At 42.9% G+C, this 17,688-nt stretch carries 10 protein-coding genes; all 10 read right to left on the reverse strand.

Annotated elements, in window-relative coordinates; all coding sequences use genetic code 11:
- Positions 1-64 precede the first annotated feature (64 nt).
- Positions 65-337 carry an alpha/beta-type small acid-soluble spore protein gene (locus tag DC345_RS09450; protein ID WP_053782866.1) on the reverse strand — a complete coding sequence of 91 codons (273 nt, stop codon included), beginning with the start codon at positions 335-337 and terminating at the stop codon, positions 65-67.
- Positions 338-484: 147 nt separating this feature from the next.
- The gene (locus DC345_RS09455) at positions 485-1,054 is read right to left on the reverse strand and encodes a hypothetical protein (protein WP_113052890.1); all 570 of its coding nucleotides are present in this window, start codon (positions 1,052-1,054) and stop codon (positions 485-487) included.
- Between the two features lie 138 nt (positions 1,055-1,192).
- Positions 1,193-3,790 carry a hypothetical protein gene (locus DC345_RS09460; protein WP_113052891.1) on the reverse strand — a complete coding sequence of 866 codons (2,598 nt, stop codon included), beginning with the start codon at positions 3,788-3,790 and terminating at the stop codon, positions 1,193-1,195.
- A gap of 175 nt (positions 3,791-3,965) precedes the next feature.
- On the reverse strand, positions 3,966-6,977 hold the full coding sequence (locus DC345_RS09465; protein ID WP_181586539.1) for an Ig-like domain-containing domain: 3,012 nt from the start codon (positions 6,975-6,977) through the stop codon (positions 3,966-3,968).
- Between the two features lie 518 nt (positions 6,978-7,495).
- A complete protein-coding gene (locus DC345_RS09470; protein ID WP_079695642.1) occupies positions 7,496-7,837 on the reverse strand; it encodes a hypothetical protein in 342 nt (113 codons plus the stop codon).
- 193 nt (positions 7,838-8,030) lie between these two features.
- A complete protein-coding gene (locus tag DC345_RS09475) occupies positions 8,031-11,999 on the reverse strand; it encodes an S-layer homology domain-containing protein (RefSeq protein ID WP_113052893.1) in 3,969 nt (1,322 codons plus the stop codon).
- 163 nt (positions 12,000-12,162) lie between these two features.
- On the reverse strand, positions 12,163-13,290 hold the full coding sequence (locus DC345_RS09480; RefSeq protein ID WP_072733618.1) for a glycosyltransferase family 4 protein: 1,128 nt from the start codon (positions 13,288-13,290) through the stop codon (positions 12,163-12,165).
- Between the two features lie 370 nt (positions 13,291-13,660).
- Positions 13,661-14,419 carry a WecB/TagA/CpsF family glycosyltransferase gene (locus tag DC345_RS09485; protein ID WP_113052894.1) on the reverse strand — a complete coding sequence of 253 codons (759 nt, stop codon included), beginning with the start codon at positions 14,417-14,419 and terminating at the stop codon, positions 13,661-13,663.
- A gap of 6 nt (positions 14,420-14,425) precedes the next feature.
- Entirely contained in the window at positions 14,426-15,580 is a 1,155-nt protein-coding gene (gene csaB, locus DC345_RS09490) for a polysaccharide pyruvyl transferase CsaB (RefSeq protein WP_113052895.1), read from the reverse strand.
- Positions 15,556-17,577 carry a DUF5693 family protein gene (locus DC345_RS09495; RefSeq protein ID WP_113052896.1) on the reverse strand — a complete coding sequence of 674 codons (2,022 nt, stop codon included), beginning with the start codon at positions 17,575-17,577 and terminating at the stop codon, positions 15,556-15,558. The genes csaB and DC345_RS09495 overlap by 25 nt, the downstream gene beginning before the upstream one ends.
- Positions 17,578-17,688: the final 111 nt, after the last annotated feature.

The raw sequence follows: 17,688 nt of genomic DNA on the forward strand, positions 1-17,688 counted from the left end.
CCTCAACTGCCATCTTAACGTATTTGTCAAGACGTGTCAAACGGATTGGGATAAGGAAAACACCCTATAAGTGCTGCTGTGCCTGGCGAATCAGCCTTTTTGTAATCTCTCCACCGACCGATCCATTCTCACGGGAAGTCAGATGGCCCCAGCCTTTGTACTGGCCATAGGAGTGATCACTTACCTCACCCAGTTCAGAACCAAATTCGGTATCTGCACCAGCAAGACCTCTACCGCCATATCCCACATTCAGACCGAACTCAGCGGCAATTTCATACTTCATCTGATCCAACATCTGACGACTTTCGGGTACCACTTTGCGGTTGCTTCTAGCCATGATTCCTGCACCTCCGGTTATTGGTTGTGTACAGTTATAGAGTGAACAGGAACAAGGCTGGCTAGCCGTATTAATGTTTGTTAGAACTGGTTAATCTGAACAAATAAAATGCATATGAACGAATAATTCCATTACACGCTGCACAACCTATTTCAACGAGTATCCACCACGTACCATGACAGTCAGGCTGTACTTGTTACCATCCAATACCGCTATACCCCGTCCATCTCTTGGAAAAGAGAGCAAGTGATTGGTCGGTGCTGTCTGACCATTCGTCAAATCAACCCCGTCCGTCAGATCAGCTACACCATTCGTACCTTCACTGACGATCACAGCTTTACCGCTACGCACAATGAACTCCGCGCCAGATGCACCGATTAGCTGTTGACCTGGCTTAACGGTCACAATCTCAACAGCATCAGAGGCGCCAGAGACCAATGGAGGAAGCGTTGTGTCTCCACCCGTGCTGCCTGAGTTGCCCGTTCCCGTAGAGCCGCTGTTACTACTACCTGACGTATTTCCAGACCCTGTGTTCGTGCCTCCACCCAAAGCCTTCTGAATTTGCTGATCAACATAACTCTTCGTCACTACCGGATCATCTGCTGTTCCCGGTTGACTTGTGCCTGCACCTATTGCTGTATTGCTGTATACAGACCCTACCCACACGCCAACACCAATCGCTAGTGCAGCCAGGGATACCTTCATATAAGGTTTCATGTGATTTATTTTCCTCCTCTGGTAATCTATTAACTTTAACTATAGAGAAAAAGTAGGGATGCGACAAGCAAAACCTCGCTTCCATTTCTCTGGAAACGAGGTTTTTTGGATAAATCACTAATCATACAACGACTTCGTTTATCTTGAATCTACAGGTTCTTCCTTTGGAAGCTTGGTCAGATCGTATCCATAGCCTTGTTCAGCCAGACGAATACGTTGTCCCTGGAACTGGTCATATACCGCCAAACGATACGAGCCTCCACGCAGTTTCTCGAAGAAGCTGTCTTCTACACTCCAAGTGAGTGTTTGATTCGTTCCCGCTTTCAGATCGGTTCCCAAGACTAACTCTTTCTCATATGTTTTACCTGCTTGATCGGTAAGAGCCAGAATCAATTTATGTTCATTCTCGCCCATCTCGATCTCTTCATTGCGGGATAGGCTATAATTCATCTCTACCTGCACAGATGAGCTTCCCGCCAGATATGCACGTACACTACTAGCAGAGAGCGTATATGGATAGAGATCAATATTGTTCAGCGTCCCTTGAACACTGATCGAAGTTGGTGGCACTTCGAATGCTAGAGCATTCACATAGGCTGTGGCTTCCCCTTCACCGATGACAAACTTGCTATCTGCTATGCCTTCACCCACAACCAACCGCATATCCGAGAATGTGACTGACTTCGGAACCTTAGCCCAGAATGTAACAATTGATTTCTGGCCTGGCCCGGGTGAACGCTCGGATTGTTTTGCAGTTGCTCTGTAATATTGACCGTCCGATGTTTTGAAGTAACCCACCAGTTTGCCAAGCCCACTTTGACGCAACGATTTGTTTGTCATTTCAAATTCGGTATATACGATATCCGAAGATGTTCCTGGGTAACGGATCGTTCTACGCACACCCATTTCAGTCTCTTTATCCGCAGCACCCATTGTATATGTCTTGCCTGTTCCTACGTAGGATACAGGTTGAATCAATCCCGACGTATTTAACGTGATCCACTCATTTGTTTCTTCTTCACTAACTTTTTCGATCAAACTTACTTCCAAACGTCCCATACGAAGCTCAGAAGGAATTTTGGTCAACAGATAAGCCTCGGTCGTCATGCCCGCTCCAAGCAGTTTTCCGCTTTGCGTATAGATTAACTTCTTATCTCCATCAATTTGAGCCGAATCAATGGTGAACATTGCTTCTAGCTCTGGGAGCTGTACCGTTTTGCTGCCGGCATTACGGATCGTTACTTTTGCAGCCACAATGTCACTATCTGCCCAAGGTAAACGCTGTAACGATCCTAACGAAACACCAAACGTTCCTTTACTATTCTTAATGACCGTCTCTGTTGTCAAACCGTCTCCAGTAGATACAGATTGCGGAATCGCATATACGCCTACAGGATAGGAGAACACAAAACTACTTGTACTCGTGGGAGTCGTCGACTCAGTGCTTTCGGTCTTATCTACAGGACTCATCGCGTACAGCTTAATTTTGCTTGTGTCCCCATCACCTTGTAAGGTCGCGTTGAGTTTAATCGTTTTAATATCTCCCGGATTAAGCTTTAATGCATCTAATGCTTTGGTTTCAATCGGATAAATTGTTCCGTCAGCAGTTCGTACTTCAAATGTATATGTTGGTACTTTAACAGCTTTCTTGCCTTCGTTCTTAAGCACATATTGCATATTCAGATCATATTCACCGTCATCAATACGAACCTTTGCTGACTCAAGCAATGTAGATAATCGCTGTCCCTCAACAGATATGATATTCGGTTGATTCGCAGCCACCTCTACGTTCGTTGCTTTGCTTGCCTCAGGCAGCTGCAAGGCAGCAACAGGTAAGACCGTTTTCTCTTCACCCTGCTCTTCCACCAGCAACAGTTCAGACTTTTGCAGCTTCACCGAAGTCGGTAGAGATGCCATCAGACTCAGAGCTTTATTGGCCTGTGCCTGAATGCTAACGCTTGTACTATCCTTGTCTGGCGTCAACGGATAATTCGTACCACTTGGTGTACGCAAAATCCATTTGATATTCGGATTTTCAAGCAATTTGTAACTAATATTGTTTAAATTCACACCTATTTTGACATACTGATTCTTATCTTCACCTGGAAACACTTTAATACCAGACACTTTCACCTTCACGGCAGAGTCGCTCAAACGTACCGTCTTAGGTTTGCCTACAGGCGTTGTAATGCTATAGGATGCGGGTACATTAAACTTACCCAGCGTACGTTCATAGTTAGATTGACTGAAATCCCACTTCACGATGAGGAAGTTTAGATCACTCAGCTTCACTTCGCGACCAACCTTCATGACATAAGTCAGATCTACAGTTGATCCAGGTGAGACTGTTTTCTTCTCCTGATCTTTCGCAATCAGTTTGGGCGAGAATAGCGTTCCACCCTTAGTCTTCACCTTGCTCCAGTAATCCAGCATCATCATCGGGGTACTGTCATTGTTATTGTATGATAGCGTATACGTAACAATGTTTCCATCATCTTGAGATAAGATGTTCACATCCGTTAATCTCACGGAGCTATGTGCGGTTACTTTGACGGGAGACAAGTTACTCAGTGTATGTACGACTTTGTTCGTTGATGTTGTTTTCTTTGATACATTGCTATTTGAAATGGTGGCAGACGTTTTATTCGTTGTGCTCGCTGCCATCGCAATGCCAGCGGTTGAACTGATCAACAAAGCACTTGCGAGCAAGCTCACAAACATTTTCCTTTTATCCACTTTCAAACCTCCCATAACTTGCTTGTTGCATTTATAGTATAAACGTTTAAAAGGTGAAAAAAGTTACGATGTTGTTGGTTTTCAGTATAACTTTGGCTGACTAAATATCAGCTATTGGATTAAGTATAAAAAAAGGAGCTAGAGAAAATTCTCTAGCTCCTTTTAGGAAAATGGATTATTGAGTTCTAACTGCACCTTTAGCTGTGATTACATTACCTTGAGTATCTTGGATATACTTAGCGTTATCCTTGATTTCAATGGAGTAACCATTTGCACTACCTTTAGCGTCAACAATCTCAACGATAAAGTGAGCAGGTGTAGTGCCTGCTGCATCAACTACTGTAACCACTCTGTAGAAGAAGTCAGTTTGGCTAGTAAATGCAGGTACTTCTTTATTGTCTGACAAGCGAGTTACGATAAGATCTTGAGCATACAAACCAACAAGAGCTGTAGTTTTGTCCAAGTTCTCTGTTACATTTACTGTAGCACTGTAAGTGGAACCAGTAACTGTTGTAGCATAAACATTTTGGTTAGCTGCAACTTCAGGCTTAACTTCATCTTTGATGCCAGAAGAAATTACAATTGCAGTTGAGCTGTTGAATGCAATTTCATTTTGAGCAGCACCGATGAACTTAGTACCATCAAATTGTACAGACAAACCTGCTGGAGAGTAAACATCACGATCTAGTTTAATTTTTACTGTGTCTGTATCATTAGCAACAACGTCAGTTACACCATAACCAGCTACAGTAACTGTATTTTTGTTAACAACACGAGAAACAGATTGATTCAATTTAACTTCAATTTCACGTTTACCTGTAAGGGAAGCAGTATTTCCTGCATCGTTATAGTCTTCAAGGCTGATATAACGATAGTCTGCAAGATTCAATACCGTGTTAAATCCAGCAAGGTAGTTACCTGCTACGTCTTTAACACCTTGTACTCTGACTTTTGTAAGCAGAGTAGAAGATACATCTTGACCACCGATAGTTACAGGCAATTCAATTACAACTGCTTTACCATCTTGTGTTACTGACAGATAAGCATCGCTAGGCAAACCAATTTCTTTGTTATCAAAAGTCAAAGAGTAATTTGCACGATTCAACAAGGATTCTGGATCCATTTTTTCGTCAAATACGATAACCGCACGACGATTGTTGTCAGAAACATTGAAGGAAACTGAAGCAACTTTAGGAGCTGTAGTATCACCAACATTAAATGTAGTAGTGTAATCCAGCATTACATTACCTAGAACAGTCGCGTCTTTAACACCAGCAATATTCAAAGTGTTAGTACCTTCTGGAAGATCCGAGAAGAAATTAACCAACAGAATGTTTTTAGTCGAAGAATCTTTGAAAGTTACACTGGAGATTTGACGAACTTTACCGTCTTTATCTTTAACAGTGATCAATTTCACGAAATCTTGACTAGCAAGTGGCTTGCTAAATGTCAAAGCTACTTGGTTTTTAGTTCCAGTTGTTACACGTGCATCCAGAACTTGTGGACGCTCTGTATCAATTTCAGCTTTAACCAGTTTGGACGTTTGAGTAATTTCGTTACCAGAGAAGTCTTTTACTTTCTCTACGAAAATTGTAGTTTCGTAAGAAGGAAGAGCTTTATCAGTATCGAAGTAGAACTCGTATTTGTTAGCAGACAATCTAACTACGCTGCTAGGAGTGATTTTGGAATCGCCACGTTTGTGGTAAACGTTAGCTTTGTCCAGTGTAGAGTCATCGATATCTTCACTGAATGTAACAGTCAGTTTTTCCAAAGTTGCAGTAGCTTCTGCGATTGTTGGAGCAGTAGTATCTTCAACAACAGAGAATTTGTGGTCGGATTTCAATGATTTGAAACCTGCGAAATCTTCAACACCAGTTACTGTCAGAGTGTGTTCACCAACACTCAGTGCAGAGCTAGATTTCAGAATCACTTCACGACCTTCAACATTTGGAGAGCTGTAGAAACCTTGGCCATCAACTTGGAAGTTGTTTGTGTAAGATTGTTTTACAGGTTCGCTGAAAATGATTTTGATTGCTTTAGTTCCCAAACCAGTTACACTTACAACTTCAGGAAGCTTATTGTCTACCGGAGTAAATTCAACATTGCTTGCTTCAATTGTTCTAGCACCAGCTTTAACGCCAGTAACTGTCACAGTGTATTTTTGTTGGTTTTTGAAAGATTGATCTTGATCCAAAGTCAGAACTACTTCATTTGCGGAAGCGCTCAGTACTGCGGATTTAACAGTCAGATTAGCATTCAATCTGTAGTTATCTTTCAATTCTGCAGTAGCTTTATCAACTTTACCGTCAAATTTGACAGTTACTTCTTTCAAGTTGTCTGCAGATACGGATTGCAATTTTGTCGCTTCAGTTACTACATAAGTAACTTTCTCAGTGAACTCTTTATCTTTGTAAGTGAATTTCACTTCAGTTTCTTTGTTAGCTTCGAGAGCTTTATCCAAAGTTACTTTAACGGATTCACCGTCGCTGATTTTGAAAGTAACAACTTTACCAGCTTCGCTTACTTCATAAGAAGCAACTTTCAAGCTTTGAGCTTGATCAATTGCGTAAGCTGCGCCTACAAGCAATTGACGGGAAGCGTTGGATTGGAAGTTCAAGCTAGTGTCAAGCAAACCAGCGTTGATTGCTGCTTGAACATAACCTTTAGCCCATGCTGTTGCAGTGTTGTTAGTTTCAGTTGGAACTTCGAGGTCCAAAGCGATAGTCAGAACTTTCGCCATTTCTTCGATTGTTACTTTACCGTTGAAGTCAAAGATTTTCTTTTCAACGTTTTTACCTTCCATGATGCCTGCAGCTGTTACTGCTTCGATGTAAGGAGCAGCCCAGTTTTTAGCATTGTAGTTTTTATCGTTGTAAGAATATACACCAGTAATTTCTTTCAGGCCAAGCAATTTAGTGATAACTTTTGCGAACTCAGCGCGAGTCATCTCTTTATCCAAACCAGCTGTTCCATCTGGGTAACCAGTGAAAACACCTTTAGCTTTCAATGCATCAAACTGTTGTTGTGGCGAAACTGCTGTATCACCGAATGCTACAGATGCAAACATTGAGAATGCCATTGCTGTAGACAATGCTACGGATAAAATTTTCTTCATAACCTTTTTTTCTCCTCCTTGGGCGTTCATAACATTGGAATTTTCTTTAATAGGGTCGCTCGTGTTCCTCATTCTATTGTCGCACCCCCTTTCCAGAGTCATGAGCAAGTTAATATAAATGATGTCTGTGAGCATATCACAGAAACTTGTAAACGAGAATAATGATAGATCCATACGAAAATAGAGTAGTTTCCTAATCCTACCTTACGTATTATACAATGGGTCTTCCTTGCCGTAAAGCAATTTTTTCTAATAAATAGACAAGATTCTTCACGAGGTCAATCTTGGTAAGTTGCCCAATGTTTTCGACTCTACATCTTAAACGCAGCAGATTTCAAAAAGTTGCGGATTCAGCAAAAAAAGTTTTGAACTTATTTATGTATTGATGCAGTGCGGGTAAATACGAGGTTCAAAACCTTTAAACCACCAACGATGGAGCAGTCTGCATGAGATTATGCTGTGTCTGGATTGATGGGGACGTTTATTTATACCCGATAACTTGCTTCATGAAGCGACAAATTCTTCTAAATACAAAATAAATAAAAGGCATTCCATATGGAATGCCTTTCGTAATGCTCTGGTTCTATATCTTAGCGAATTTTCATCGCAAGATCAATAATTTGAGCACGCATATTCGGATCACTGTTCAATCTCAGATACATGTCGTCAATGGGTTGTCTATTTTCCCGGTATGTCTTTTCATGCTTCATCGTGGTATGAGACCATTCAATTAAGTCATTCTCAGCCAGAACCAAATTGTTATACGCATCATGGAAGCCAGTCGCCTTGACAAGCCCTTCCATCACTTCTTGGGAAACTTCCTGCGTTTTACGTGTATCTTCTATTTTCTTCTCCAGAATGACTGCTTGTTTCTCGAACTGTGTCTTTGCCTTCATGTAGCCCAGCTGGGCTTTCGAATAAATCGGTTTCATTAGCTAACTTCACCCTCTAGATCATTGTGTATTTACCGCTATTGTATCTTAATCTCTAGCAAATTACAAAAATAGATATTGGTAAAAAACAGATTTCTTCTATTATAAAAGTGTTCTTTACCAGTTGATAAAAAGACCTGTCCCTTTAGTCCAAGGGACAGGTCTTTCAGAATTAAATAGTTTTCTATACAGATTAGCTCAAATTTTTAGGGAATAGCTTCGTGCTCTTCTTAAGTAATTCAACTGCAATTTTGGCAGCTTCTGCACGAGTCATATTACCCTTTGGATTGAACTGATACTGAGCCTTGGTTGCACCAGGCACCGTGACCGGGCTTCCTTCCATAATTTTCGCTTTGGTTATCGCGAGCACAGCAGGACGAGCATAGAATTCAATAGAGCCTGAGTCCAGGAATGACTTTCCAAGCGTTGCAGCTAGCTTACTGTCGTTCGTTGCCAATTTGGAGTTCATTGCACGAGCAATCATAACGGCTGCCTGTTCACGAGTAATTGGCATTTCCGGTTGGAAATATCCATCACTCAACCCCGTAACGATACCTGCCCGAGCAGCTGTCTCAATAGCTTCGTAGGTCCAACGATCGGACTTGGTACTGATCGATACGTCTTGGAACGTTTGTTGGTTCGCATAATTCAACGGAATATCCAGACCTCTAACGAGTAACGTTGCAAATTCTCCACGAGTTGTCTGATCATCTGCACCAAAAGAACTTGCTCTCAAAGGATTCATAATTCCTTTGGAATACAAAGCATTAAGCAAATTACGAGCCCATGGGTGGTTTGTAATATCAGGATAACTTCTGCTCAATTTCATTACTTTGTAGTATCCGAATTCATCAAATGGTACCGTAATGGTGTGTCCTTTTGTATCAACAACTCCCCCGATAGGAATCCACTTGCCTACATTGGTTTTATCTGAGTATCTGAAAACAGTAATGGTAGAACCTACATCGTCTACAATCGATGGATCATAAGCGATCGTCAGGCTACCTCTTTGGGATGGAGTTAGGACTCTCTCAGCAGCATATTGCGTGAAGTTCCCTTCCAGACTGTAAGGAGCCAAACCATTGGTCCCTGCGCTATAGCCACTTTCTCCTTTATCTCCTAGTTCACCAACGCCACCGTGAATCCAGTAAATATCTGAGATTGGCGTAAAGTTGCTTGTATTAAGTGTTGAACTGAACAAACCCGTAAGTTCGGGCGATACAGCAATGAAACTTTGCGCATTTTCACTACCTTCATCCGGAGATCCGATCCAGTTACCGTAGTCATTTTTTCTCTCTACAATCCCTTTATCCGAATCAGCAATTCCGAACAAAATCTTGTTATCTGGGTAGAACTTGGTCATATTCCTTACTGTTGTGGATTGCAGAACCGTTCCCTTCGGAAGTGAAAGCTGCAGCTCCTTATTAAATACAGTGTATTTATTGGCCACTTTCGGAGCCATGTATTGCGTATCTGTTGTAATTGTAGATGTGTAGAATACATTAACAGTGTCATTAATTGTCCCGCCGGGACGGGTAATTTGAATCTTGATTGCGTTATTTTTGTCCGGTTTCAGTCCTACGTAGTCCAGTATAAAACGATTGTTAGAATCCGTACGTTTAACCGCAGGCTGCTTATCAATAACAACCTGAGTAGCCCCTTCTGCCTCAATATCGAATCTTACAAAGTTTTTATTAACAACAATCTTATCTCCTACGGTTGGCTGAGGAGCAAGAATACGATAAGAGGAAGGCTCGCGTACAATCTCCAGTCGTTGTGTTGTTCTGGCACCTGTTCTATTAATAAGTTCAAGTGTATATACGTGCGTTCCAGGTGCATCAAATTTCAGGTTCTGAATCCTTACGAAGAACTGATTTTCATTACCCACAAAATCGAATGTAGGCATTCCGTTTTCGCCTAATTTATTCGTTTGTAGTACACGATCAGTAGCTTGTGTATGGGTAAACACTAGTTTGGAGCCAAAATAAACGTTAGCAATTTGTGCTCCACCGCCATTGATCACAAGATCATAATTTTCTTCACTTGTTACATATTTATCTTCTTTGAATGCAAATTCAGGCGTAACCGCGAAGATTTTCTTCAGTTCGTCCTGTGTATAACTGGTTAGAGCCTTATCAATAAAAGGTTGTCTGGAATCCTTAGGAACCAGCGTAGGCATAAAGGTTGTAACTGTTGATTGGTTCGTATCAATAACATTAATTCTAAGCGTTGTTGTTATGGTTGTAGGCTGTTTGTTGGCATCTTCATCGATTGCACGAATCACAATCGTGTTCTCACCATATACAATTGGTCCTTCTTTCAGCACTTTTAATTTAATAGAAAAATCTCCATCGCTGTTCGGGAAGCCTGGTGTAACCTGTGTATATTCAGTATCTTTAAGCACCTTACCATTAACTACAAGCTCAGGTTTAAAGTCATTACCTAAGGTCTTGAAGCCGATGAACTTACCTTTAACAGACATGGTCTGTTCCGTACTCTTCGAATCAAAACTATACGTCTGTCCATCTTGCAAATTCTCTACATAGATCGAACTAACGGATGAATAAGAAATCTTGACTACTTTGGGCAAGTCGGTTGGTTTACCGAAATAAAAACGAATTTGTTGTTCTCCAGGAATGAAACCTGAGATTTTATATATCTGTTGCGTACCTTCTAGTTTCATGTCACCAGTTGTTGGTACTGCATCGATTTTCAGTTTTGTAGTTCCTGTAGGTAAATATTCACCAAAAAGAGTTGCTGCATTAATATCTTTGCTGGATTCAACCATAATGAAGAATGTATCGCTTTTCACTCTTGATCCATCCAGTTTTGTTTTGGACTCTACCTGGCCACTTTTGTAATCCGGAAGATAGTACATATTCAAGATATCTTGGGAACCTGGAGAATATACGTATCCACCAGTAAAACCTGTGCTGAAGTTACCATAAGTGAGACTGATTTTCACTTCTTGATTCTTCTTGACATCAGCCCCCCCTTCTTCTAACTCCATTTTAAAAGGTGTGTCCACTACAAAATCCACAAGTCGATATTCCAAACTAATCCCATCTGCTCCTGCGATTGCTGTTGATTTGGTAACGTGAAAAGTGAATGTTGTAGGTTGAGCTATATTGCTATTTGATAATGTAATCGTTCCGTTCGTTGGACTAAAATCGGTGCTACTTGCTGAGTAAGGCAATAATGCTTGTCCAGACAATTTGCCTTCTGTTTGTCCCATTATTGTGAAATTTGGATTTGCGTCGTTCAATATGGATTGCGTCTCTGTTCCTACCGTTAAGTCGAGCTTGGTAAACGGTTGGTTTTTATCAAAATAGTACACCGAACGCTCCGTTTCAATGGAGTTTGATGCACTAGATATTTTAAATTTCAACGTATTTATTCCTGCTTTAAGCTTAAGCTGCGGCAAGAAAAACGACCCATCTTGTAGCATGGCCGAATCAAAAGAATCGCCACCATTTACTGTAACTGTAACCTGCGTAGCATTCTGCACCTTACCTTGAATAGATACACGTTCTGTATTTACGACTGTCTCAGAACCTGCGTTAAGGTCATAGGTTGCATTCCCTGTTCCTCCGGATACAACCGTGGAGATTTTGAAGTTCTCTATATATGGTGCTTGGTCATATAAAACATAAAATGTATCCGAACGTTCAACAGAACCCTGAACTCCTAGGAAGGTAATCTTATTGAACCCCGGAAACAATGTAAGGTTGTTTGCGTTAAACTTGTTGTTTCCACTGCTATCTGCAGTGACTGCAGTTGTAATGGATTTCGTTTCATCTGGAACCCACTTATCCACACTACCTTCAGTAGTAGAATTCAACTGCTCTACTTTTACCTTCATCGTATCTTTAGAAACAAATGCATATGAACCCGAGATACTAATGGTTGATGTTGAAGTGGTATATGCGTTACTTCTTGAAAGGAATTCCTTGCCTGCTTGTCCTGAAACCAAAGACAAAATGGACGTTTCCCTTAATACCTTAATATCTGGTGTAAAGTAAGTTGAATATGCGTTAGATCCTGTCGTCGTGTCACCGTCCGCAGCCGAAGCAACGGCCCCACCGAACAGACCCTGTGGGAACAATGAGAACACCATAGCGACCAACATGATCCATGCCAACGGCCGTTTCTTTTGTTGCATTACGTATCATCTCTCCTCTTTTTAAGTCAGTTACCGTTATATATCGGCGGAAAGGTTCCAATTATTTAGTAAAAACAGCAAAATAAACAAAAAACCTTGTCCACGAAGGACAAGGTTTGGGTTGAAAGAATATTCAATAAGATCAGTAAACGAGCGTTTCTATTTAGGATTTCGAGCGGGTCTCCGGGTTCAACTTGACGCGCATACGCATCAGGAAGTTAATAACCGGCCTTCTGGTTTTACTTACAAGTCCGATGACTTCTGCTCCCACCTGGAGGAAGAACATCATGATACAGATCACGACGAACGTTACCCAGTTGGCTTCGAACATCGCAGCGGAAGATTGGATAATCGCCAGTACACCGAAGAATGCAGCAATACCGTAGATGATCAGCACTGTCTGACGGTGACTGAATCCAAGTTCACGCAAGCAGTGATGCAAGTGACCTTTATCCGGTGAGAAAATCGGTTTCCGTTGTACCGCACGACGAATGATCGCGAAGAAGGTATCCGAGAGCGGCACACCGATAATGATCAACGGTGTAATGAAGGACACGACAGCAATTTGTTTGAATCCAAGCATGGACAGCATTGCCAAAGAGAAACCAAGGAATAGCGATCCCGTATCCCCCATGAAGATCTTGGCCGGGTGGAAATTGAAGAACAAGAATCCAACAATACTACCAAGCAGTACAAGACACATCAAGGCAATCATCATGTTACCCATCAGGAAGGACATCACAGCAATGGTACCAATGGCAATACCGGACACACCGGCAGCCAGACCATCCAGACCATCAATCAGGTTAATCGCATTTGTTACACCAACGATCCAGAGAATCGTCAGTGGAATGGACACCCAAGCTTCTAGTGAAGAGTAAGCATCCTGAAAAGGAATATTGACGAAGTCTACACGGATATTGAATCCGAATACGACTACAGCAGCAGCAACAATTTGTCCGAGCAGTTTGACTTTGGCTGACAGTTCAAAACGGTCATCCAATGCACCAATCAGTACGATGATCGATCCACCAATCAGAAAAGCACTGACAAAGCTCATGTCTCTTGTCGTAAACCATGCCGACACAAAAGGAAGCAGTGCAGCAACTGTAATGATAAAGGCCAGGAAAATCCCTAGACCACCAAGACGAGGCATAATCCGAGTGTGCACTTTACGTGCATTCGGCGTATCCATTGCTCCGATTCTGACTGCGAACTTTTTGACAAGTGGTGTCAGGGCAAGAGCCAGTCCCATTGACACGATAAATCCAATGATAAAGATCGCTACCATTTGAACATTCGACCCCCAATTATAATACCTGTAAGAAATTATAAATCCCCTGATCTCTTTTTATATATAAAAAAACATTTGTTAGTCATTTTTGAATACTTGTTACACGATAACGAAGAGAGCAAGGAAAACCTGAAGAAGCGAAGCGTTCGCCTTTATCACCTGATTTCACCCTTATAAATGGATGATAAAAGAAATCTGGGGATAACAGCGATCGGAAGGTTGCCTTGCTATCGTAGTTGCTCAGTGTAACGTTTTAATTCAAGCAGCACGACACATGTAATCCGGAATGAATTATACGCTGATCACAGGCGAAATGCCAACCTCAATTTTTAGCAAAAACGTGCATTTTACTCGTAATAGCCTAATTTTAACGGACTTTAGTCACGTTTTCTTTGTCCCGCATCACTTTGACAGCGAATTTCGGAAGCGCAAGCATTCGACCAGCCCGACTAGGTTCGCGAAGCAGACGATAGAACCATTCCAGTCTTAACTTTTGGAACACTTTAGGTGCACGTTTGGTTTTACCCGAGATCACATCAAAGCTGCCTCCAACCCCCATGGTAACGGGAACTTGAAGCGCATCTTTGTACTTGTGAATCCACGGTTCCTGCGTATCTGCCCCACGGGCAACAAACAGCAGATCAGGTGCAGCTTCACGGATGGAAGCGACAACCTGCTCGTCCTCAGCCGGACCAAAATAACCGTCGCGATAACCTACAATTCGAATCGCCGGATATTGCTCTTGTAACCGAACTGCCGTTTCTTGAATCACCTCAGGTGTGGAACCTAGCAGATAAACGCCCCACCGATAGTTTTCTCCAACACGCAGCAATTCATGTAAAAGATCAAATCCAGGTACCCGCTCTGCCACAGGCTCCCCACAATAATTGGCAGCCCATACAACCCCTGTTCCATCAGGAACAATCATTTCCGCAGACTGCATAACATTCATCATCGCCGGATTCTCCAGCGCGGCCATGACCATGATTGGATTGGCTGTGATGACTTGGTGCGGCTGCTTCGTGAGCACAGCTTCGCGAAGAACCTCCACCGTTTCTTTCATCGTTAGTTTGGAAAAAGGAATACCATAGATTGAAACGGTAGGTATTGGTCCGGTCTGATTCATCTTATTTCACCCTTTGCGGCCTAAATATTTAATAATTTGCTGAGCAGGCACTTTGGCTTCCTGCTTCAATTCGGTAATGCCTTCTTCATGTTCCTTCAGCCACTGTGAACGCTGATCCAACAGGTTAGCCACCGTCTTCGCCAGTTTATCCCCATCCAGCGCATCCGTACTACCCACGGTTTCACTATCCAGACGCAGCATGAACTGATCAATCTTCGGATCATACGAGATACCAACGGGTGGAACATACTGTGATGCGGCATAGATCAGACTGTGCAGACGCATGCCGATAACGACATCACAATTGCTGACTTCCTGAAGCATTAGCTGCGGATCAGTGAGATCCTTGGTAATACTTACTTCGCTACCCTTGTTACCGAGGTCACCGAGCATTTCCATGACAAAACGTGAAGCTTGGTCATCAATCGGTAAGTGAAATGGCATAAAACGCAAGTGAACGGCTTTTTTGGAGCAAAGCTTCTTCAATCCAGTAGCAATGGCTGTAAGCTCTTTACGATCCGACTCCCAGAAACGTACCGAAACGCCGATCACCGGGAGTTTGGTATGAACGCGTGCTCCTTGAGCATTAACCATGACTGAACTTACTTCTCCCGCATTGGCTTCAGGCAGTGGCAGACCCATCACAGGGTCAGGGACCACATGAATCTGATTCCACTGCAATCCGAGCCCGCGCAAATATTCAGCGGATTGTTCATCACGCACAGATACATAATTGCAGGCCTTAAAGACCGAACGAATCATTGGATTGAACATTTTGCGATTTACAGGTCCAATGCCCTGCGCGTAGATAAATGTTGGTTTTTTCAACCATTGGGCCAGTTTGATAACACCCAGGTAGTAAGGGATGGATTTCAGTCCGGTTGCATCCTGCAGTAGACTTCCTCCTCCGCTAATTAAACCGTCACTTTCCTTGATCGCTTCGCGAACCTCCTTCAACTTCATCCGATGTACTGAACGTACACCGTACATTGAAGTGGTCCACTCCGGATCACCGGAGAGCACAATCGGCTCAATCGTGACATTCGATCTGTGGCTCTCCTCTTCCAGCGCCGTCAAAATTGACTTTAGTACCGCTTCGTCTCCGCTGTTGCGGAATCCGTAATATCCCGAGATGACTAACTTTTGAGAAGTGGTGACCATTTTTTCCAACATCCTTCCGCTACTTGCCACACACCCACAGCAACGATACCGAAGATTAAGCCAAGTCCCAGTCCCATCACTCCACGAATGAGTGACAACACAGCTGGCGTATGGATATGAGCGAACGTATCCACCATGGACAATTGTCCAATTGCTGCAATAATGAGCACAAAGATGACTTTACGATATTTTAAAGCGGCGAACACGCCAACGATAAACAGCGGGTGTCCCAGCATAAATTCTTTGAATCTTGGCCGCACGCCGAATGTATCTTCCAGCGTTGTACGCAGGAACATCTCGAACGGTGTAACCGAACCCGAGTTTCCGGTACGGCTCAAATAATAGTATCCAACCACAGCAGCAACCAGTGCCAATACAACCATCAATACATTAATCGGTGTACGAAGAATATCCTTGATTTGTTTAATGGAGAACGTACCCGAACCACGGTAAAACAAAATATAAATCGCAACAAGCCCCATAGGTGCAAAGTGTAACAGACTCACGCCTCGGAACTGGTTGATCACCAGACTGTACGTAATGCTGTTCAACAATGCGATGACAAAAGGCACCGCCAGGAACGAAAGAATCGACGTTCTTACATATAAGAAGACCGTTTGTGCCAACCGGCGACCCGCAGGCGCGTCTGGCTGACGCTGTTGCTGATAGTTCACTGTACGAACCGCCAGCACCATCGCGATGGTCGGAGCACTAATCGCTACTAGTAATGCAATTCCTTGCTCCAGCAACGTCGGTTTGAGCAAGAATAACCCGGCACTACCCACCAGAGCTAGCGCAAATACCAGCAATGTCAGCAGTGGTACAAAATAGGAAACCATAAGCGTAATCATTGCGATTGCACCAATCAAGGCAACCAGCTTGGCATAACGCTGAATGGAAGAATCCTTAACCGTGAACGCTTCAGCTTGTCCGAGTTCAAAGCCGTGTTTGCCCATACGTTCAATCGCATGACCTGGCTCACCCAAACTGTTGATCAGATTATCAATCGGATTGGTGATCATGGCTTTGGCTGTATTCCGACTTGGCGAAGCATTCATATAGAGCATACGAATGTTGCGGTCTTTGGTAGCCAAAACAAAACGGTCAGCAATGGTGTCTACATCCAGATTGGCATCCCCGTCACTTAAAGAGTACAGACGAGTTACATTGTAATCAATTTTATAGGAGAGAGTCTCAAAACCGGATTGTGGTTTCTTCAAATTCTCAATAGCCGCCAGTCCAATATGGTGCTTGTTCAGCAACTGGGCAAACATATCGATACTCTTCATCTCTGCATTATCATTGTACCCTTTCACAGCATCGCCATCAAACAAGATGCGCTTTACCCCATTTTCTTCGAAGAAGGTAAGCAGGCGTTCCATGGATTCCTGATTGTAAGGAACACTGTCTGCGATCCGTGGCAAAATGTAAAAACCTTTATCACGCAGCATCTTCACGGCAACAGGATCTGGTTGCAAAGGCTGCATGTTCGCATTCTCCGGTGGAGTCTGCAATATTAAGCCGCTACGACCTTCATATTCCCATGGAAGTACAGGAATCTCCCGATCGGCGAACGTTTGTTCAATGATAGGGGTATACGTTTGTGCATTTTCCTCATTTGTGAAGAGCACATACGTGTAATTATCGTTAGCAGGAATGACATTTTTGGTCATGTTCGCAAGGTCCTGCCCGTTATATACCATCAGACGGCGGGACTTCTTCAACTCATCCAGCGTACTTTCGAACACCGCCATGGTTGTCACTCCGGCATCTTTCAATCGAGTCAGTTGTTCGTTCATGAATTCTTGCGGATGGGCCTGATAAGCCGAGATATCCAATAGACCCCGATAATTGAAGACAAGCTCCACCTTTTTGGCGGAAGATTCCGTCTGTACCCGATCACTGATGACAGGGATGGAAGCAATCAAACCGATAATGACAACAATCCACAGCCACTTCCGTGAAGCGGTATTCCAATAAAGCCATTTTTGACGCACTACGTGTACCTCCTCAAGTGTTGGAACCAAATGCACGTTCAGCTCATGATTTTCATTGCATAATATTGAATAAATACCGGATACAAACAGCTTGTGTCAACAAACGTGCAT

Origin of the sequence: Paenibacillus taichungensis (genome assembly GCF_003287275.1) — a bacterium.
GTDB classification, from domain to species: Bacteria; Bacillota; Bacilli; order Paenibacillales; family Paenibacillaceae; genus Paenibacillus; species Paenibacillus taichungensis_A.

What these genes read in the sequence shown, in the direction of transcription:
- DC345_RS09450 (WP_053782866.1), bottom strand. Translation starts at nt 337, where the DNA reads ATGGCTAGAAGCAACCGCAAAGTGGTACCCGAAAGTCGTCAGATGTTG.
- DC345_RS09455 (WP_113052890.1), bottom strand. Translation starts at nt 1,054, where the DNA reads ATGAAACCTTATATGAAGGTATCCCTGGCTGCACTAGCGATTGGTGTT.
- DC345_RS09465 (WP_181586539.1), bottom strand. Translation starts at nt 6,977, where the DNA reads ATGAGGAACACGAGCGACCCTATTAAAGAAAATTCCAATGTTATGAAC.
- DC345_RS09470 (WP_079695642.1), bottom strand. Translation starts at nt 7,837, where the DNA reads ATGAAACCGATTTATTCGAAAGCCCAGCTGGGCTACATGAAGGCAAAG.
- DC345_RS09475 (WP_113052893.1), bottom strand. Translation starts at nt 11,999, where the DNA reads ATGCAACAAAAGAAACGGCCGTTGGCATGGATCATGTTGGTCGCTATG.
- DC345_RS09480 (WP_072733618.1), bottom strand. Translation starts at nt 13,290, where the DNA reads ATGGTAGCGATCTTTATCATTGGATTTATCGTGTCAATGGGACTGGCT.
- DC345_RS09485 (WP_113052894.1), bottom strand. Translation starts at nt 14,419, where the DNA reads ATGAATCAGACCGGACCAATACCTACCGTTTCAATCTATGGTATTCCT.
- csaB (WP_113052895.1), bottom strand. Translation starts at nt 15,580, where the DNA reads ATGGTCACCACTTCTCAAAAGTTAGTCATCTCGGGATATTACGGATTC.